15 protein-coding genes are annotated in these 18,110 nt (G+C 64.6%); 1 reads left to right on the top strand and 14 read right to left on the bottom strand.

Annotation, left to right across the window (positions count from 1 at the left end; translation table 11 throughout):
- Window positions 1-65 precede the first annotated feature (65 nt).
- The 11 genes from araD to EO136_RS00295 form a co-directional block, all read right to left on the bottom strand.
- Window positions 66-1,808: an L-arabinonate dehydratase gene (araD, locus tag EO136_RS00245; RefSeq protein WP_127142432.1), complete on the bottom strand. Its 1,743-nt coding sequence runs from the start codon at window positions 1,806-1,808 to the stop codon at window positions 66-68.
- Window positions 1,809-1,819: 11 nt separating this feature from the next.
- On the bottom strand, window positions 1,820-2,827 hold the full coding sequence (gene araD1 / locus EO136_RS00250; RefSeq protein ID WP_127142574.1) for an AraD1 family protein: 1,008 nt from the start codon (window positions 2,825-2,827) through the stop codon (window positions 1,820-1,822).
- 130 nt (window positions 2,828-2,957) lie between these two features.
- Window positions 2,958-4,157, bottom strand: a complete 1,200-nt coding sequence (gene mmsB / locus EO136_RS00255) for a multiple monosaccharide ABC transporter permease (RefSeq protein WP_127142434.1) — start codon at window positions 4,155-4,157, stop codon at window positions 2,958-2,960.
- A gap of 44 nt (window positions 4,158-4,201) precedes the next feature.
- Window positions 4,202-5,740, bottom strand: coding sequence for a multiple monosaccharide ABC transporter ATP-binding protein (gene mmsA, locus EO136_RS00260; RefSeq protein ID WP_127142436.1), 1,539 nt, complete (start codon window positions 5,738-5,740; stop codon window positions 4,202-4,204).
- 215 nt (window positions 5,741-5,955) lie between these two features.
- Window positions 5,956-7,023 (bottom strand): multiple monosaccharide ABC transporter substrate-binding protein, encoded by a 1,068-nt coding sequence (gene chvE / locus EO136_RS00265; RefSeq protein ID WP_127142438.1) that lies wholly within the window; start codon window positions 7,021-7,023, stop codon window positions 5,956-5,958.
- 218 nt (window positions 7,024-7,241) lie between these two features.
- The gene (locus tag EO136_RS00270; protein ID WP_425466575.1) at window positions 7,242-8,036 is read right to left on the bottom strand and encodes a FadR/GntR family transcriptional regulator; all 795 of its coding nucleotides are present in this window, start codon (window positions 8,034-8,036) and stop codon (window positions 7,242-7,244) included.
- A gap of 187 nt (window positions 8,037-8,223) precedes the next feature.
- On the bottom strand, window positions 8,224-9,201 hold the full coding sequence (locus tag EO136_RS00275; RefSeq protein ID WP_127142440.1) for an NAD(P)/FAD-dependent oxidoreductase: 978 nt from the start codon (window positions 9,199-9,201) through the stop codon (window positions 8,224-8,226).
- Between the two features lie 125 nt (window positions 9,202-9,326).
- Window positions 9,327-10,916 carry a phosphoglycerate dehydrogenase gene (serA, locus tag EO136_RS00280; RefSeq protein ID WP_127142442.1) on the bottom strand — a complete coding sequence of 530 codons (1,590 nt, stop codon included), beginning with the start codon at window positions 10,914-10,916 and terminating at the stop codon, window positions 9,327-9,329.
- Window positions 10,917-11,006: 90 nt separating this feature from the next.
- Entirely contained in the window at window positions 11,007-11,456 is a 450-nt protein-coding gene (gene alaE / locus EO136_RS00285; RefSeq protein ID WP_127142444.1) for an L-alanine exporter AlaE, read from the bottom strand.
- Between the two features lie 20 nt (window positions 11,457-11,476).
- Window positions 11,477-12,664 (bottom strand): phosphoserine transaminase, encoded by a 1,188-nt coding sequence (locus EO136_RS00290; protein ID WP_127142446.1) that lies wholly within the window; start codon window positions 12,662-12,664, stop codon window positions 11,477-11,479.
- 125 nt (window positions 12,665-12,789) lie between these two features.
- The gene (locus EO136_RS00295; RefSeq protein ID WP_127142448.1) at window positions 12,790-13,497 is read right to left on the bottom strand and encodes an SDR family oxidoreductase; all 708 of its coding nucleotides are present in this window, start codon (window positions 13,495-13,497) and stop codon (window positions 12,790-12,792) included.
- Window positions 13,498-13,593: 96 nt separating this feature from the next.
- Between EO136_RS00295 and EO136_RS00300 the strand changes: the two genes are divergently transcribed.
- A complete protein-coding gene (locus tag EO136_RS00300; RefSeq protein WP_127142450.1) occupies window positions 13,594-14,775 on the top strand; it encodes a benzoate/H(+) symporter BenE family transporter in 1,182 nt (393 codons plus the stop codon).
- A gap of 210 nt (window positions 14,776-14,985) precedes the next feature.
- Here EO136_RS00300 and EO136_RS00305 read toward each other — a convergent pair whose 3' ends face one another.
- The 3 genes from EO136_RS00305 to glmM form a co-directional block, all read right to left on the bottom strand.
- On the bottom strand, window positions 14,986-15,393 hold the full coding sequence (locus EO136_RS00305) for a DUF4168 domain-containing protein (protein ID WP_127142452.1): 408 nt from the start codon (window positions 15,391-15,393) through the stop codon (window positions 14,986-14,988).
- Window positions 15,394-15,814: 421 nt separating this feature from the next.
- Window positions 15,815-16,567 (bottom strand): outer membrane protein, encoded by a 753-nt coding sequence (locus tag EO136_RS00310; protein ID WP_127142454.1) that lies wholly within the window; start codon window positions 16,565-16,567, stop codon window positions 15,815-15,817.
- Between the two features lie 108 nt (window positions 16,568-16,675).
- On the bottom strand, window positions 16,676-18,019 hold the full coding sequence (gene glmM / locus EO136_RS00315) for a phosphoglucosamine mutase (RefSeq protein ID WP_127142456.1): 1,344 nt from the start codon (window positions 18,017-18,019) through the stop codon (window positions 16,676-16,678).
- Between the last annotated feature and the right edge of the window lie 91 nt (window positions 18,020-18,110).

Here is an 18,110-nt window from a genome sequence, read left to right on the forward strand (position 1 = left end):
GTCTCCCGCCTTGTTTTGTGATCGAGCGTCGAGGCTCTCGGGACGTGGGTAGCCGAAAACCGCCGCTAATGCGATTCCCGCGGGACTTCGTTCCCGCGGCAGCCCACGAGGAAGTCGAAATCCGCGCCGGTGTCCGCACCCTGGACGTGATCGAGATAAAGCCGCGCATAGCCCGATTGCGGCTGGTCGGGCAAAGGCGTCCACTGTGCCAGCCGCTCGGCGATCTCGGCGTCGGGGACATCGAGATGCAGCCGCCGGTTGGGCACGTCCACCTCGATGAAATCGCCCGTTTGCACGATGGCCAGCGGCCCGCCCACTGCCGCTTCCGGAGAGGTGTGCAGGATCACCGTGCCATAGGCGGTGCCGCTCATGCGCGCGTCGGAAATCCGGATCATGTCCTTGATCCCCTTGCGCAGCACCTTGGGCGGCAGGCCCATATTGCCCACCTCGGCCATGCCGGGATATCCGCGCGGCCCGCAATTTTTCATCACCATGATCGAGGTCTCGTCGATCTCGAGCGCCTCGTCGTTGATCCTGGCCTTGTAGTCGTCGATGTCCTCGAAAACCACCGCACGGCCGCGATGGACCATCAGGTGCTCGGACGCCGCCGAGGGCTTGAGCACCGCCCCGTCGGGCGCGAGGTTCCCCTTGAGCACCGCGATCCCGCCCTGTGCGGTCAGCGCCTTGTCCACGGGACGGATCACGTCCTCGTTCCAGTTCTTGGCCTCGGCGACCTCCTCGGCCATCGTGCGGCCCGACACCGTCAGCGCATCGCCATGCAGCTTGCCGCCCTCGAGCAGCGAACGCAGCACCACGGGCAGCCCGCCGGCATAGAAAAACTCTTCCATCAGGTATTTGCCCGAAGGCATCAGGTTGACGATCGTGGGCACGTCCCGGCCCAGCCGGTCCCAGTCCTCGAGCGTGACGTCGAGCCCCACGCGCCCCGCCAGCGCCAGAAGGTGCACCACCGCATTGGTCGAGCCCCCGATCGCGCCATTGGTGCGGATCGCGTTCTCGAACGCGGCCCGGGTCATCACGTCGGACGGCTTGAGGTCGTCCTTGACCATCTCCACGATCCGCCGGCCCGAAAGCTGCGCCATCACGCGCCGGCGCGCATCCACCGCCGGGATTGCCGCATTGCCCGAAAGCGCCATGCCCAGGGCCTCGGCCATCGAGGCCATGGTCGAGGCCGTGCCCATGGTGTTGCAGCTGCCCGACGACCGGCTCATGGCCTGCTCGGCCTCGAGGAATTCGTCCGGCGTCATCTCCCCGGCCTTGATCGCCTCGCTCATCTGCCAGAGCGCGGTGCCCGAGCCCACCCGTTCGCCCCGGAACCAGCCATTGAGCATCGGCCCGCCGGTCACAACGATCGAGGGGATATCGGTGGAGGCCGCGCCCATGAGCAGCGAAGGGGTGGTCTTGTCGCAGCCCACCAGCAGCACCGCCCCGTCGATGGGCTGGCCGCGCATGGCCTCTTCCACTGCCATCGCCGCAAGGTTGCGAAACATCATCGCCGTGGGCCGATAGGTATTTTCCGAGGCCGAGAACACCGGCACTTCCACCGGGAAACCGCCCGCCTCCCAGATCCCCGCCTTCACCTTCTCTGCAATCTCGCGCAGATGCCCGTTGCAGGGGGTGAGATCCGACCATGTGTTGAGGATGCCGATCACCGGCCGCCCGTCGAACAGATCGTGCGGATAGCCCTGGTTCTTGAGCCAGCCCCGGTGATAGATCGCGTCGCGCGAAGTGCCCGAATACCACTCCTGGCTCCGCAGCCTGCGCGGCCATTGGGCCTTGGAAAATGCCATCGTCCGTCCCCTCAGAGCGCCTTGACCATGACCAGCGCGGTCGGATCGGTCGTCCCGTCGACGGAGATGGGATTTTTGAGCGGCAGGCCGAACTGGGCCGCCTCGATCTCGAACATATCCCCGTCCTCGGTCGAGATCCCGTCGGCAAACGAGAGCGTCGCGGTCCCGAACATGTGCACATGCACATCCCCCGGCTTGCGGAAGATGTCGTATTTGAAATGGTGATGCTCGAGATTGGCGATGGTGTGGCTCATATTGTCCTCACCCGAAAGGAACGGCTTTTCCCAGATCACCGCGCCCCCGCGCCGGATGCGCGAGCTGCCCTCGACATGGGCCGGCAGATCGCCCACCAGAATCTCGGGTCCCGCCGAGGCGTACCGCAGCTTGGAGTGCGCGAGGTAGAGATAGTTCTGCCGCTCGGTGACGTGGTCGGAAAACTCGTTGGCCAGCGCGAACCCGATCCGCATCGGGGTACCGTCATCGGCGATGAGATAGATTCCCGCGATCTCGGGCTCCTCGCCCGCGTCGAGCGCAAAGCACGGCGAAGGGATCGGCGCGCCCGGCGCGGCCAGCGCATGGCCATTGCCCTTGTAGAACCATTCGGGCTGCACCCCGCATTTCCCGTCCGCCGATTTGCCCGCGGCCAGTCCCATCTGGAACATCTTCATGGAATCGGTCGCAGCGTCGTCGGCCTCGGCCTGCCTGGCCTTGGCGTGCATGGAATCGCGCGTGGTGGCCGAGCCCAGATGTGTCAGCCCGGTGCCCGTCAGGTGCAGGTGGGCGGGATCCTCGTGATCGACCGGGGCCAGCACCCGTCCCTCGGCGGCGGCCGCTCCAAGGTCCACCGCCTCGCCCTCGCCCCGCCCCTCGATCTCGTCCACAAGCCCGCGTCCGGCCGCAATCGCGGCGCGGGCGAGCTCGATAACGCTGGAGATGCCGGGAACGGTATGGGCCGTCTGCCCCTTGCGGGCAACCACATGGCGCGCGCCCTCAGCGTCGACGATCTGGGAAAGATGGATCACTGCAAAAACTCCTGGGTCAGATGATGTTGCCGGCCACCGGAAAGGGAAGGAAAGCGGTGGCCGGCATCAGGGCGGAATGGCGGGGGGTCCGGGCGCCAGAGCAGAGCTCACCGCCCGGACCGTCCCGTCAACCCGCCTTGTTCTTGTTGTAGACGTCGAAGATCACGGCGGCGAGCAGGACCAGCCCCTTGATCATTTGCTGCCAGTCGATGCCGATGCCCATGATGGACATGCCGTTGTTCATCACGCCCATGATGAACGCACCGACCACCGCGCCCACGACCGTGCCCACGCCGCCGGCCATTGAGGCCCCGCCGATGAACACCGCCGCGATCACGTCCAGCTCGAAGGTCTCGCCGGCCTTGGGCGTCGCCATGTTGAGCCGGGCGGCAAAGACCAGCCCGGCGAGCGCGGCCAGCATGCCCATATTGGCAAAGGTCAGGAACGTCAGCCGCTCGGCATTGATGCCCGAGAGCTTGGCCGCGTTCTTGTTGCCGCCCACCGCGTAGATGCGGCGCCCGATGGTGGTGTGCTTGGCCACGAAACTGTAGGCCACGATCAGGATCGCCATCACGATGAAGACATTGGGCAGCCCGCGCGAGGTCGACATCAGATAGGTGAGATAGACGATCGCGAAGACGACGATCGCGTTGCGGGCCGCAAAGAACGCGAACGGCTCCTCGGGCGCGCCCTGGCGCTGTTCCTTGTGCCGTGCGCTGATCGAGAGCGCGAGGAGAATTGCTGCGGTCCCGATGCCGAGCAGCAGGGACGTCAGGTGCAAGCCCTCGAGACCGAACACGTCGGGAATGAAGCCAGAGGCGATGGATCGGAACGCCTCGGGGAACGGGCCCACCGACTGGCCCTTGAGCAGCACCATCATCAGGCCCTTGAACACCAGCATGCCCGCAAGCGTGACGATAAAGGAGGGAATGCGCCAGTAAGCGATCCAGTAGCCCTGCGCGGCCCCGATGGCTGCGCCCACGGCCAGGCACATGATCGCCGCGATGGGCCAGGGAATGCCCATCTGCACAACCAGAACCGCGGCCAGCGCCCCGATGAACCCCATCACCGAGCCCACCGACAGGTCGATATGGCCGGCCACGATCACCAGCAGCATCCCCACCGCCATGATCACGATATAGGAGTTCTGCAGCACCAGATTGGTGAGGTTGGTGGGACGCAGCAGGATGCCGTCCGTCGATATCTGGAAGAACACCATGATCGCGATCAGTGCGAACAGGATGCCGTATTCGCGCATGTGGTTGCGCAGATAGGCAAGGGTCGCCATCTGCCCGCCTTCGCGCCTGGTCTCTGTAATGTCAGCCATAGTGGTGTCTCGCTGTTTCTCGCTTTCGCGCGTCGGTCTCGGGGTCAGGCGGCGGCCGCCCCGCTGCTGCGCACGATCAGGGACATGATCTTTTCCTGGGAGGCCTCGGAGACCGGCATTTCGCCCACGAACCGGCCCTCGTTCATCACGTGGATACGGTCCGATATCCCCAGCAGTTCGGGCATTTCCGAGGAGATGACCACCACCGCCTTGCCCGCTGCGGCGAGGTCGTTGATGATCGTGTAGATTTCGTATTTGGCGCCTACGTCGATCCCGCGCGTGGGTTCATCCAGGATCAGCACGTCCGGCTCGGCATAAAGCCATTTGCTCAGGACCACCTTCTGCTGGTTGCCGCCCGACAGGTTTCCGGTCTTCTGGTCGATCCCCGAGCTCTTGATCGACATGCGCTCGCGATAGCGCTGGGCCACGTCGCGCTCGGCATGGGCATCGACGACCAGCCCCTTGGACACGCCCCCCAGATTGGCGAGCGGCACGTTGTGGCGAATGTCGTTGATCAGCACCAGCCCGTAGGTCTTGCGGTCCTCGGTGGCGTAGCACAGCCCGTTGGCGATGGCCTTTGGCACGCTCGAAACATCGACAGGCTTGCCGCCCATCAGCACCTCGCCCGAAATGTGCTGGCCATAGGAGCGCCCGAACAGGCTCATGGCGAGCTCGGTCCGCCCCGCGCCCATCAGACCGGCAATGCCGACTACCTCTCCGGCCCGCACCGAAAAGCTCACGTCCTTGACCACCTTGCGCTCGGCATGGATCGGGTGGTGGACGGTCCAGTTGCGCACCTCGAACACGGTCTCGCCCAGCGCCACCTTGCGCTGGGGGAACCGGTCCTTGAGCTCGCGCCCCACCATGTCGCGCACGATGTCGGCTTCCGAGATATCCTGGCTGTGGCAGTCCAGCGTCGAGACCGTCGAGCCGTCGCGCAGCACCGTGATCCGGTCGGCGACGCGCGTGATCTCGTTGAGTTTGTGGGAAATCAGGATCGAGGCCACACCCCTGCCCTTGAGCTCGACCAGAAGATCGAGCAGCGCCTCGGAATCCTTTTCGTTGAGACTGGAGGTCGGCTCGTCCAAGATCAGAAGCTTGACCTCCTTGGACAGCGCCTTGGCGATCTCGACCAGTTGCTGCTTGCCCAGCCCCAGATGGGTGATCTTGGTGCGCGGGTTCTCCTTGAGCGAGACGCGCTTGAGCAGGTCTTCTGTGCGCTTGAACGTCTCGGCCCAGTCCATGATCCCGTTTTTGGCGCGCTCATTGCCCAGAAAGATGTTCTCGGCGATCGAGAGCAGCGGGATCAACGCCAGTTCCTGATGGATGATGACGATGCCGGCACGCTCGGAATCGGCGATCCCGTGGAAATGGCGCTCGGTGCCCTCGAAAAGGATCTCCCCTTCGTACTCGCCATGGGGATAGACCCCGCTGAGCACCTTCATGAGCGTGGACTTGCCCGCCCCGTTCTCGCCCACGAGCGCGTGGATCTCGCCCGCGGTCACGGTCATGTTGACGTTGTCGAGCGCCCGAACGCCCGGAAACGTCTTGGAAATGGACTTCATTTCGAGAAGGGCGGTCATGGCACACCGTCATTTGCGCCCGGAAGGCGTCCGCGGATCCGGCATGAGAACCGCTCGAACCGCTCCAGGTTTTCAAAAGGATCGCGCTTTCGGGACCAAAGGGCAATCACCGTTCGCCCCAAACGCGTGTCAGGCCCTCGGCCGGCACCCGGCCGGCGCGAGAACCAAAGCGACGCGGCGGCCCGAGGCACGCCGCGTCACAGGGGAGGGATCGATCAGTCCACGATCTCTTCGCGGCTGTAATAGCCCGAGCCCACGAGGACCTCTTCCCAGTTCTCCTCGGTCACAAGGACCGGCTCGAGAAGGTAGGAAGGAACGACCTTGATGCCGTTGTCATAGGTCTCGGTGTCGTTGATCTCGGGCTCGCCGCCCTCGAGCAGCGCTTCGACCATCCCGACCGTGACGCGAGCGAGTTCGCGCGTGTCCTTGAAGATTGTGGAATACTGGTCGCCGGCAAGGATCGCCTTGACCGAGGGGACTTCCGCGTCCTGGCCCGAGATGATGGGCATGGGCATGTCGTCGCTGCCATAGCCCACCCCGCTCAACGAGGAGATGATGCCGATCGAAAGCCCGTCATAGGGCGAAAGCACCGCATCGACCGTCTCGTCGGTGTAGTGGGCCGACAAGAGGTTATCCATGCGGGCCTGGGCGACCGAGCCGTCCCAGCGCAGGGTGCCGACCGTGTCCATGCCCATCTGGCCGGACTGGATGACAAGGGTGCCATCGTCGATCAGCGGCTGCAGCACGCTCATGGCGCCGTCATAGAAGAAATAGGCGTTGTTGTCGTCGGGCGAGCCGCCGAACAGCTCGATGTTGAACGGACCTTCGTTGTTCTCGAGGTCCAGCCCGTCGATCAGCGACTGGCCCTGCTGCACGCCGACCTGGAAATTGTCGAACGTTGCGTAGTAGTCCACATGTTCCGAGCCACGGATCAGGCGGTCATAGGCGATGACCGGAATGCCCTCGGCAGCGGCCGATTCCAGCGCATTGGTCAGGGTGGTGCCGTCGATCGAGGCGATCACCAGCGCATCCACGCCGCGAACGATCATGTTCTCGATCTGGGCGAGCTGGTTGGGAATGTCGTCTTCCGCATACTGCAGGTCGGTCGCATAGCCGGCAGCTTCGAACTGCTCGACCATGGACTGGCCGTCGGAAATCCAGCGGGCCGAGGACTGGGTCGGCATGGCGATGCCGACGGTGCCGGCGTCCTGCGCTGCGACCGGCATGGCGGTCAGTGCGGTGGACGCGACCAGGGCGCCAAGGCCCAGGTAGATTGCTTTCATGGTGTGTCTCTCCCTTGAACGGTGTCGCCGAGACCGGCGCCCCACCTGCTGTCCGATTTTCCGGTTCAGCGGCCAGAGACTGGCATATAGTATTATTTATTGTAAAGAGGGCAATTGTGGCAGAATCCCGTTTTTGTCTGCCGATCACCCGGGGCGATCAGAGGCGATCAGAGCCAATCATCGCCAACAAGCGCCTCTTGGCGTCAGATCACGCACAATCAAGCGTGGTGATCGGCCGCCGCATCGCCCTCGCCAAGCGCCTGATGGGCCCGGTCCACGCCGCTTTGAATGGCCTGACGCATCGCCGCGCGGGCCATTTCCGGCTCCCTGTCCACGATCGCGACGCACAGCGAACGGTGCAAGCGCACGGCCCGGTCGAACGCCTCCCCGCCCTCCACCGGCGAGGAGATGGCAAAGGACGCGGTCAGCGCCACTTCCACCACCGCGCTGAGCGAGAGCATGAAGGGATTGCCCGAGGCTTCCGCGATCACCTTGTGGAACTCGAAATCATTGACCGCGAACTGGTTTGCGCTCTGGCCGGGCTCGGCCATCCTGTCCAGCCAGTGGCTCAGCCGCTCGGCCTGCTGGTCGGTGCGCCGGGCCGCCGCCAGCGCCGCCGCTTCGGGCTCGAGCGCCATGCGCACCTCGGCCAGGGCGTCCACGAAGCCGATGTCGAGCCCGGTTTCCAGATGCCAGGCCAGCACATCGCTGTCGAACATGTTCCAGCGCGCCCGGCCCAGAACGCGGGTGCCCACCCGCGCGCGCGCTTCAACCATCCCCTTGGCCGAAAGCGTCTTGAGCGCCTCGCGCAGAACCGTGCGCGAGACCCCGAACTGCTCGGTGAGCTCCGCGTCCCCGGGCAGGATCTGGTCCTGACCGAAACGGCCAGAAACGATCGCCGTGCCCAGCTCATGGATCACCTGCGCGTGGAAATTGTGTGGTTTTCGCTTGGCCGATGGCAGGGTGATGGGGCCCCCGCCCGTATCCCTGCTGCCTCGTGCCTGCATGGTCATCTGTCTGCCCTGTTCCTGGCTCGATTTATCCCGGTTGCGCTCCAGCCGTCTATACTGGGAACCAGGCAACGGGGATTATTCGCCCGCAACGCGGCTGGAGCCCCGCCCCTACGCAGTCGTCCCCATGGTCCGTCTACGAACCCGTTTTAGCGTATAGTATGATTAATTGGCCATCCCATGGCAAAGGCTATTTTTCCAGCCCCATGCTGGCGGCCAGATCGAGCGCCGCGAGACAGACATCCTCGATCCGGCTGGTGGCTGCCCAGTCCCCGGTCGCGCCCAGCCCGCGCGCCCCGTCCCACCAAGGTCCCTGCCGGGCCGCCTTGCCCACCAGCGCCGAGCCCCAGCGATGTGCAACCACCGTCTCGGGCGTCCCGAGCGTCATGGGCAGCGCCCGCGCGAGCGCTTCGGCCAGCACCGGCGCCAGAAGCGCGGCGGGCGTATCGAGATGGCGCCGCGACCAGCCGCTGCGCGTATGGGCCACCAGCGTCGTCACACCTCTGTCCCGCCCCGGCTTGGTGCAATCGGCCGAAATCCATTTGATGGGTCCCGTCAAGGGCTTGGCGGCAATCCAGTCCTCGCTCCAGGGCCCCTCGATCCCCACCATCAGCGCGTGGCAGGGCTTGGCCGCCCGGCGCTGGAAGCGTGGGTGCTCGCCCTCGATTTCCCCGAACAACCGCTCGATCTGGGACGGGACGCTCGCCGCCACCACCCGGTCGAACCGGCCCAGTTCCTCCGCCGTCTCGTCGGCAAGCCGCCAGCCACCGCCATCGGCCCTGATCGGCGCAACGGTGACCCCATCGCGCACGTCCAAGCCCTCCGCGAGAGCCCGCGGCAGCGCGTTCATCGCGGGCACCGCCACCATATGCCGCTCGGCCCAGACCCGCGGCCCAAGCACCCGCCCATCCTCGAGATTGAGCGCCTTTCCGGCCCATTCGGCAACCATCCCCCGGGCGGCGAAAGGCTCGAGAAACCGGGAAAACCGCTCGGTCCTTGCGGTAAAGCACTGGGCCCCGTGGTCGAACCGGAACCGCCCGTCCCGGCGGGTCGACATCCGCCCGCCGGGCCCGCGTCCCTTCTCGAAAACGCTCACCTCGGCCCTGTCCTTGAGCGCATGGGCAAGGGTCAGCCCGCCAATTCCCGCACCGATGATCGCAATCCGCACGCCCCGTCCTCCCGCTTTTTTTGCCCTTCGGTTACGGCAGGAGGACCCGGCCCGATCAGCGCGTAAACGAAAATGCCCCGCCGGCAACCCGGCGGGGCATAAGCTCTTTTGGCTTTGCCGTCAGATCAGAGCGCGAAATTCAGGCGTTTGGCCTGCACCACGCCCTCGAGATCGGAGACCCGCCCGAGCTGCTCGTCGCTCAGAACGCTGTCGATCGAGATCAGCGCGATGGCGTCCTTGCCCTGCTCGAGCCGGCCGAGATTGAAGTTCGCGATGTTGATGCCCAGCTCCCCGAACAGCGTGCCCAGGCGACCGATGAAGCCCGGCTTGTCCTCATTGGTGATGTAGAGCATGTTGGGCGAGAGCTCTGCCTCGAGGTTGATGCCCTTGACCTGGATGATGCGCGGCTTGCCGCCCGAGAACACCGTCCCGGCCACCGAGCGCTCCTGGCGTTCGGTCAGCACCGTGAGCCGGATGTAATTGTCATAGGCGCCCTGCTGGGCCCGGTTGACGGTCTCCATCGCAATACCGCGTTCGCGCGCCAGCACCGGCGCGGACACCATGTTCACGTCCCCCAGCAGCGGCTTGAGCACACCGTTGAGCGCCGCGGCCACCATGGGCTTGGTGTTGAGCTCGGCCACGTCGCCCTCGAACTCGAGCCGGATGCCCTTGATCGCGGTTTCGGTGAGCTGACCGGCGAACGAGCCCAGCATTTCCGCCAGTTTCACGAACGGGGTCAGCCGCGGGGCTTCCTCTGCGGTGATCGAGGGGAAGTTGAGCGCGTTGATGACTTCGCCGGTGTTGAGATAGGCCGAGATCTGCTCGGCCACCTGCAGCGCCACGTTCTCCTGCGCCTCGGTCGTCGAAGCGCCCAGATGGGGGGTGCAGATCACGTTGGGCAACGCAAACAGCGGGTTGTCCTTGGCCGGCTCCTCGAGGAACACGTCGAGCGCGGCACCGGCAACATGGCCCGATTCCAGCCCGTCCTTGAGCGCCGCCTCATCGACCAGCCCGCCACGCGCGCAGTTGATGATCCGCACGCCCTTCTTGGTCTTGGCGATGGCCGCCGCGTCGATGATGTTGCGGGTCGCATCGATCAGCGGGGTGTGCAGGGTGATGAAATCGGCCTTGGCCAGCAGCTCGTCGAGCTCGACCTTCTCCACGCCCAGATCCACGGCCCGCTCGGGGGTGAGGAAGGGATCATAGGCGATGACCTTCATCTTGAGGCCCTGCGCACGGTCGGCAACGATCGAGCCGATATTGCCCGCACCGATCAGGCCCAGCGTCTTGTTGGTGACCTCCACGCCCATGAAGCGGTTCTTTTCCCACTTCGAGGCCCGGGTCGACGCGTCCGCTTCCGGGATCTGCCGGGCCAGCGCCAGCATCATCGAGATCGCGTGCTCGGCGGTGGTGATCGAATTGCCGAAGGGCGTGTTCATCACGATGATGCCCTTGGCCGTCGCCGCCGGGATATCGACATTGTCGACCCCGATCCCGGCGCGCCCGATCACCTTGAGATTGGTCGCCGCGGCGATGACCTTTTCGGTCACCTTGGTCGCCGAGCGGATCGCAAGCCCGTCATACTGCCCGATCACCTCGAGCAGCTTGTCCTTGTCCTTGCCCAGATCGGGCAAGTAGTCGACCTCCACGCCATTGTCCTTGAAGATCTGCACCGCGGTGGGGCTGAGCTTGTCCGATACCAGTACCTTGGCCATATCGCTTGTCCTTGTTCAGCTTGGGGGCACCTGGCCCCCTCGTAAAAATGATCGTGTGGAACCCGGGCGCGCCCGCCCGGTGAAAACTCTCTAGCCGCCCAGCGACATGGGCTTTTGACCCGGCCCCGTAAGCCCGAACCGCCCGCGGACGAATTCGAGCCAGAGCCCGTAGGGCCGCCCCAGCACCAGCATCAGTGCGGCAAAACCCAGCGCTCCTGTCACGATCCCCAACCCGCGTGCTCCGCTCGCAAAGATGATGAGCACGTAGATCGGCACCTGGAAGGCCAGGAGCGCGATGCTGTCCATGGCGAGGGTCGCGCCGGGCGAACGCGGGCTGGTCGCCTTGAGGAACCAGTCCCGCCAATAGCCGTAGGGCCGGGCCGTGAGGACCATGAGGGGGGCGCCGATCGCGCGCGAAACCGAGACCTCCTGCCAGCTCATGCCCGCGATGAAGCGCTCGTTGAGCCCGCTCACGATGGTGAAAAAAATCACCAGCGCCAGCGTGTCGGCAGCAAAGCTGCGCAGGTTCAGGCTCGCCATGACGGCTCCTCCCGCAGGGCCTAAGCGAGCGCCGCCGCCTTTTCCTCGGCAAAAGCCCAGTCCAGCCAGGGCACCAGCGCCTCGATATCGGCCGCTTCCACCGTAGACCCGCACCAGATCCGGAAACCGGTGGGCGCGTCGCGATAGCCGCCGATGTCATAGGCGACCCCTTCGGCATCGAGCCTTGAGACCACGGCCTTGGCCAGCTTGGCCTGAGCCGCATCGTCGAGCGCCACGACTTCGGGATCGACGATCTTGAGGCACACCGAAGTGTTGGACCTCAGCGCCGGATCGGGACACAGGAAATCGATCCAGTCGGTGCGCTCCACCCAGTCCGCGATCGCCTTGGCGTTGGCATCGGCGCGGGCCTGCATGGCGGAAAGCCCGCCGATCGACCTGCCCCATTCCATGGCATCGACCGCGTCCTCGACGCACAGCATCGAAACCGTGTTGATGGTCGCCCCTTCAAAGACGTCGGCCATCAGCTTGCCGCCCTTGGTCAGGCGGAAAATCTTGGGCAGGGGCCGGTTCTCGGGGGTGAAGGTTTCGAGCCGTTCCACCGCGCGCGGCGAGAGGATCAGGATGCCGTGCGCGGCTTCCCCGCCCAGCGCCTTCTGCCAGGAGAAGGTCACCACGTCGAGCTTGGAGAAATCGAGATTCTGGGCAAACGCTGCCGAAGTGGCGTCACAGATGGTGAGCCCTTCCCGGTCGGCCGGGATCCAGTCGCCATCGGGCACGCGCACACCCGAAGTGGTGCCGTTCCAGGTAAAGACCACGTCGCGCGAGAAATCGACCTGCGAGAGATCGGGAAGCTGGCCGTAATCGGCCTTGAGCACCCGGACATCGTCGAGCTTGAGCTGCTTTTGCACGTCGGTGACCCAGCCGGCCCCGAAGCTTTCCCAGGTGAGCATGTCCACGCCCCGGGCGCCCAGCATGCCCCACATGGCCATCTCCACCGCGCCGGTGTCCGAGGCGGGGACGATGCCGACCAGATAGTCGTCCGGGACCTCCAGCAGCTCGCGGGTCAGGTCGATGGCCCGCTTGATGCGCGCCTTTGCCGGCTTGGCCCGGTGCGAGCGCCCCACCAATGCATCGGCGAGCGCTTGCAGCGTCCAGCCGGGACGCTTGGAACAGGGACCGGAAGAAAAATTGGGATTGGCCGGCACAACAGCCGGCTTGGCGGCGTGTGCCGCGGTCATATCAGTCATGGTGCTCCATCCTTGCAGATGGGTCGTCCCTCGTTGGGGAGGGATGGCCCACTGACGGCTCTACAGGAGGACGGAGCGATTGACAAGGGGACCATTGCCCGACGCCGCGGAGCTTGGCCGCCCTTCTATTCGGCGTAGATCATCTTGCGCGTCATGCCCCCGTCGACCGTCAGGATCTGGCCGGTCACAAAGCCCGCATCGGCGAGATAGAGCACAGCATCCGCGATATCCTCGGGTCGCCCGACGCGCCCTGCGGGATGCTGGGAATGGTCGACATCGCGCAACCCGGTCTTGTCGGTGATCCACCCCGGCGCGATCCCGTTGACCCGGATCGCGGGGCCCAGGGAGACTGCCAGTGCATGGGTCAGCGCCACCAGCCCGCCCTTGGCCGCGGCATAGGCCTCACTGTCGGGCTCGGACATGAAAGCCCGGGTTGAGGCCATGTTCACGATCGCACTGCCCTTGCCCATCAGCGGCACGGCCGACCGGCTGACGAGAAATGCACCGGTCAGATGGCTGTCGAGCACCTTGCGCCAGTCCTCGAGCGAAAGATCGACCAGAGGCTTGCCGTGGGCAGCCGCGATCCCGGCATTGTTCACGAGCAGATCGAGCCGATCCCACCCCAGCGTCGCGAACGCCTCGGACACCGACGCCTCGTTGGCGATGTCGCATGAAACAGACCGGGCGACCGCTGGCCCTTCCCTGAGATCGAGACACGCCACTTCCCACCCCTCGGCAGCCAGAGCGATGACGATGGCCGAGCCGATCAGCCCCGCCCCGCCCGTCACGATCGCGCGCCGGGATTCCCGAGCCTGGGTTTCGCTGTGGGTCATGAGAAATCATCCTTGGAAAAGCCGGCAAAGTTCAAAACTTCCATTCCGCGGTCAGGCGATTATAAGCGCGGGACCGACCCTCGGGAAACGCGCATCATGGCTTCACGATCCACACCGGCGTCCACGCCCGTCGCCCAGCCGATCCTGGCGGGACTGCTCGCCTCCACCGTGGGCTTTGCGTCGTCCTTCGCCATCGTGCTCCAGGGACAGGCCGCCGTGGGAGCAACGCCCGCCGAGGCTGCGTCCGGGCTCTTTGCCCTGACCCTGTCCATGGGCCTTCTCGGGATCGTGCTCAGCCTCTGGTCGCGCATGCCCATCGCCATCGCGTGGTCCACCCCCGGAGCCGCGCTCCTGATATCGACCGGCCCGGTCGAAGGCGGGTTTCCGGCCGCCGTGGGCGCCTTCTTTATCGCCGGCGTGCTGGTCGTTGCAGCCGGTGTGTGGAAGCCGTTCGGACGGGCGGTCTCCTCCATTCCGATGCCGCTGGCCAGCGCCATGCTGGCCGGCATCCTCTTCAGCCTCTGCCTCGCACCCGTCGAGGCTGCGAGCCAGATGCCGATGTCCGCCCTGCCCATCATCGCTGTATGGGCCCTTGCCTTGCGGTTCGCCCGCATCTGGGCGGTGCCGCTGGCGGTCCTCGCCGCGGCGATCGTCATCGGGTTCACCACCCCGCTCCCTGAGGGAGCCCTGGCAGGAAGCTGGCCCGCGCCGCAACTGGTTATCCCCGCCTTCAGCCACGATGCTATGATCGGAATTGCGGTGCCCCTGTTCGTCGTTACGATGGCCTCGCAAAATATCCCCGGCCTGACGGTGCTCCGCGCCAATGGCTATGAGGCGCCGGTTCGCCCGATCTTTGTGTCCACGGGCCTCGTCTCGATGGCGATCACGGTGCTCGGGGGCAAGCTGATCAATCTCGCGGCGATCACCGCAGCGCTGTGCGCGGGCCCCGAAGCGGGCGCCGATACCACGAGGCGCTATATCGCCGCGGTGTCCGGCGGGGCCTTCTACGTGGTGCTGGCGCTGGGCGCGGGCCTGGCCGCAGCCTTTGTTGCCGCCTCGCCCCCGCTGCTTATCCAGGCCGTTGCCGGGCTGGCTCTTCTGGGCAGCCTTGCCGGCGCCCTGGTCGGGGCCACTGCGTCCGAGGGCACCCGGCTTCCCGCCATCGTCACCTTCGTCACGGCTGCGTCGGGGGTCACCATAATGGGCATCGGCGCGGCATTTTGGGGACTGATTGCAGGTGGGGTGGTCATGGCGGTGCTGCACAAGCCAGTCAGATGAAAAAGGGCGCCCGGTGGGCGCCCTTTGTAAGCTATCCTAAAGCGAATCCATGCCTGGAGCAGGAGCCGCGGGAGGAGTGCCGCCATCTTCCGGAGGAGGCATGTCGCAAGCAGCGACGGCCATCAACATCGGAAACGCGAGAAGCATGAGCAGTTTACGCATTTGTCAATCCTTTCGTATTTGCAAGTTTGCCCCTGGGCTTGCCCTGCCCTACTGCAGAAGTGCATCCACCTCTGCTTGGATCTGCGCGCCGAACTCGGGGTCCGACTGCGCGGCGGTGAGGATCATGTTGTAGTCATCAACTGAAATACCGTCGGTGGATTCCACCGCTGCGGCCATTTCTTCCTGAGCCTGCACCTGAAGGTTCATCAGTTCCTCGTCGCTCTGTGCGGCTTGGGCTTCCTGTTCGAAGCTCATACCGATCTCGTTGACTTCGACGAACGCCACCGCGAAGGATTCGATCTGCGCGTCCGAGAAATCGGTCGTGGGCGCACTCATCTCGGGCATGGCCTCGGGCATCGCCGGCTCGGTGTTTTCCTGGGCCATCCCGGGAGCAACAGCGCCAAGCATGAGCGCGGCGCCGGCCGCTGTCGAAACCATGAGCTTTGAAATCGTCATAAGGTGTCCTTTTCCATTTCTGGTTCGTACGCCTGCGGTTGAAAAACGCCGAAATAACCGAACGGTTCCGCCAAGCCGCGAACTGCCCAAACCCTTACCCGAGACGATGACGAAAATGTGATCGGGAAAATTCACAGTCGCCGAAGTCGAAATCCAAGCAAAATGTTAGATTTTTTTCGCTCAATTTCCGAGAAGCAATCTCCGCGAAACAAGCATGGCGCGCATCGTCGACAAAGGACTAAGGTCCTACGCGATACTTATCGCAAACTGAACAGACCCTGATCTACTTGAATGAAAACTTCCTCTTGGCGCGAACGTCATGAAATTCTGCCCCGAATTTGCCACAGCCCGGGACCTAGCGCGGGCACGAAAAAGGGCGCCCAAAGGCGCCCTCGCATCGTCCGGTAATGGAAGATGGCGCTCAGTTGAAGCGGTAGCGCAGCGTGCCGCGGATCTCGTGGATCAGGGCGTGATCGATCGTGTAGGGATTGGGCGCTTCGTCGTTCTCGAGCTTGTTGATATAGAGCGCACGGTAGCCAAGATCGGCAACCATCGACCCGAAATCATAGCCCGCGCCGACCATGCCCGCCGCCGCGAACGAGGTGTTGCCCCCCCAATTGGTGGCCGTATCTGCCCCCGGTTCGACATTGGCCATGCGGTTGATGGCAATACCGGCGCCCGCGCCGACATAGCCAAAGGCACCGCCTGCCGCGCTCAGCCCGCCATCGCCAAGGCCGAAATCATAATAGGCGTTGGCCAGCGCGATGGTCGAGCGCAGATGCAATTGATGGCGCCCCGTATTTACCGGCCCACTGCCAGTGATCTCGGTCGACATGCCTTCATTGTGCAGATAATCGACAGTGACGTCAAAACGCGGCCCATGCCCGGTCTCGTAGCCAAGACCCAGACCCGCACTGTAGCCAAGGCCCATGCGATCCACCGAGAATTCCGAGGGATCCTGGCTGGGGTGGTTGACCTTGTGGGCCCACGAGAGGTTGCCGCCGAGGCTGCCCCGAAGATAGAAATTGCCCTTCAGCCCCTCGTCGACTTCAGGCACGTAAGGTACGTAATCCTTGTAGACCGGCTCACCATAGGTCACCGGATCGGCCGCCATGGCTGTGAGCGGTGTCGCGACGGCAAGCCCGACGGCGAATATTGCGAGAAGTTTGCGCATGTCGGTGTCCCTCGATCAGCACGAATGTAAGTTCCGTGCCACAAGGATTAGTGCAAACTTCTTAAGCGCTGTTTAACCGTAGTCTCAATTACTCGGCGTCAGCCTCGATCAGGACACGGCCCCGATGGCCGAAACGATATCGCCCACCACCTTGTTGACCAGCACCGCGTCATCGCCCTCGCCCATGACCCGGATCACCGGCTCGGTGCCGCTCTCACGGATGATCAACCGCCCGCCGCTTCCCAGCCGCGCCTCGGAATCCGCGATAAGCTGCTTGATGGACTTGTCTTCCAGAGGCTTGCCGCGCTGGTAGCGCACGTTCTGGAGCAGTTGGGGCACGGGCTCGAACTTATGACAGATCTCCGAAACCGGCTTGCCCTCTTCCCGGACCACCGAAAGCAATTGCAGCGCGGCAACCAGCCCGTCCCCCGTCGTGGTGAAATCCGACAGGATGATATGGCCCGACTGCTCTCCGCCAACGTTGAAGCCCTTGGCGCGCATGGCTTCGAGCACATACCGGTCCCCGACCTTGGTGCGCTCGAGCGACAGCCCCAGACCGTCCAGATACCGCTGAAGACCGAGATTGGACATCACCGTGGCGACGACACCCTGTCCCTGGAGCTGGCCGCGCCGGTGCCAGGAGGAGGCGATGACCGCCATGAGTTGGTCGCCGTCCACCACCTCGCCCTTCTCGTCGACCACGAGCACGCGGTCCGCATCCCCATCGAGCGCGATGCCGATGTCGGCGCGCATTTCCTTGACCTTGTCGATCAGCGCCGCCGGCGCGGTCGACCCGTAGCCATCGTTGATGTTGAACCCGTCCGGCGCAACCCCGATCGGGATGACCTCGGCCCCCAGCTCCCAGAGCACCTCCGGAGCGGTCTTGTAGGCCGCGCCATTGGCGCAGTCGACCACGACCCTTAGCCCTGTGAAATCGATCTCGCGCGGCAGGGTGCGCTTGGCGTATTCCACATAGCGCGTGCGCGCTTCCTCGATCCGGCGAATGCGCCCCACATTGCGCCCCCGCGCCAGTCGCTCCGAAAGGTCCGCGTCGATCAGCTTTTCGATTTCAAGCTCGAAACTGTCCGAAAGCTTGTAGCCATCGGGCCGGAAGAGCTTGATGCCGTTGTCGTCATAGGGATTGTGGGACGCCGAGATCATCACCCCGATATCGGCCCGCAGCGAGCGGGTCAGCATGGCGACGGCGGGCGTGGGCATCGGCCCCAGCAGCAAGACGTCCATGCCTACGGCGGTAAAACCGGCCGAGAGCGCATATTCGAGCATATAGCCGGACCGGCGCGTATCCTTGCCGATTACCACCCGATGGGTGTAGTCGCCCCTCCGAAACGCAAGCCCGGTCGCCATGCCCACGCGCAAAGCCAGTTCGGGGGTAAGCTTCTCGCCATTGGCGAGGCCCCTGATGCCATCGGTTCCGAAAAATTTGCGCGCCATGATTTCGCCCGTCCTCGCCAGTGCCGCCGGTATTTGTATCGATTGTACCCCTGTTCGTCCCCGATCAGAAGCACGGCCTCACGAAGGGGTA

Origin of the sequence: Pelagibacterium montanilacus, assembly GCF_003992665.1 — a bacterium.
Lineage (GTDB): Bacteria > Pseudomonadota > Alphaproteobacteria > Rhizobiales > Devosiaceae > Pelagibacterium > Pelagibacterium montanilacus.

Coding starts and splice junctions, on each gene's coding strand:
- chvE (WP_127142438.1), bottom strand. CDS start 7,023: ATGAAAGCAATCTACCTGGGCCTTGGCGCCCTGGTCGCGTCCACCGCA.
- araD (WP_127142432.1), bottom strand. CDS start 1,808: ATGGCATTTTCCAAGGCCCAATGGCCGCGCAGGCTGCGGAGCCAGGAG.
- EO136_RS00295 (WP_127142448.1), bottom strand. CDS start 13,497: ATGACCCACAGCGAAACCCAGGCTCGGGAATCCCGGCGCGCGATCGTG.
- serA (WP_127142442.1), bottom strand. CDS start 10,916: ATGGCCAAGGTACTGGTATCGGACAAGCTCAGCCCCACCGCGGTGCAG.
- EO136_RS00290 (WP_127142446.1), bottom strand. CDS start 12,664: ATGACTGATATGACCGCGGCACACGCCGCCAAGCCGGCTGTTGTGCCG.
- mmsA (WP_127142436.1), bottom strand. CDS start 5,740: ATGACCGCCCTTCTCGAAATGAAGTCCATTTCCAAGACGTTTCCGGGC.
- EO136_RS00300 (WP_127142450.1), top strand. CDS start 13,594: ATGGCTTCACGATCCACACCGGCGTCCACGCCCGTCGCCCAGCCGATC.
- EO136_RS00270 (WP_425466575.1), bottom strand. CDS start 8,036: ATGACCATGCAGGCACGAGGCAGCAGGGATACGGGCGGGGGCCCCATC.
- mmsB (WP_127142434.1), bottom strand. CDS start 4,157: ATGGCTGACATTACAGAGACCAGGCGCGAAGGCGGGCAGATGGCGACC.
- alaE (WP_127142444.1), bottom strand. CDS start 11,456: ATGGCGAGCCTGAACCTGCGCAGCTTTGCTGCCGACACGCTGGCGCTG.
- EO136_RS00305 (WP_127142452.1), bottom strand. CDS start 15,393: ATGACGATTTCAAAGCTCATGGTTTCGACAGCGGCCGGCGCCGCGCTC.
- glmM (WP_127142456.1), bottom strand. CDS start 18,019: ATGGCGCGCAAATTTTTCGGAACCGATGGCATCAGGGGCCTCGCCAAT.
- EO136_RS00310 (WP_127142454.1), bottom strand. CDS start 16,567: ATGCGCAAACTTCTCGCAATATTCGCCGTCGGGCTTGCCGTCGCGACA.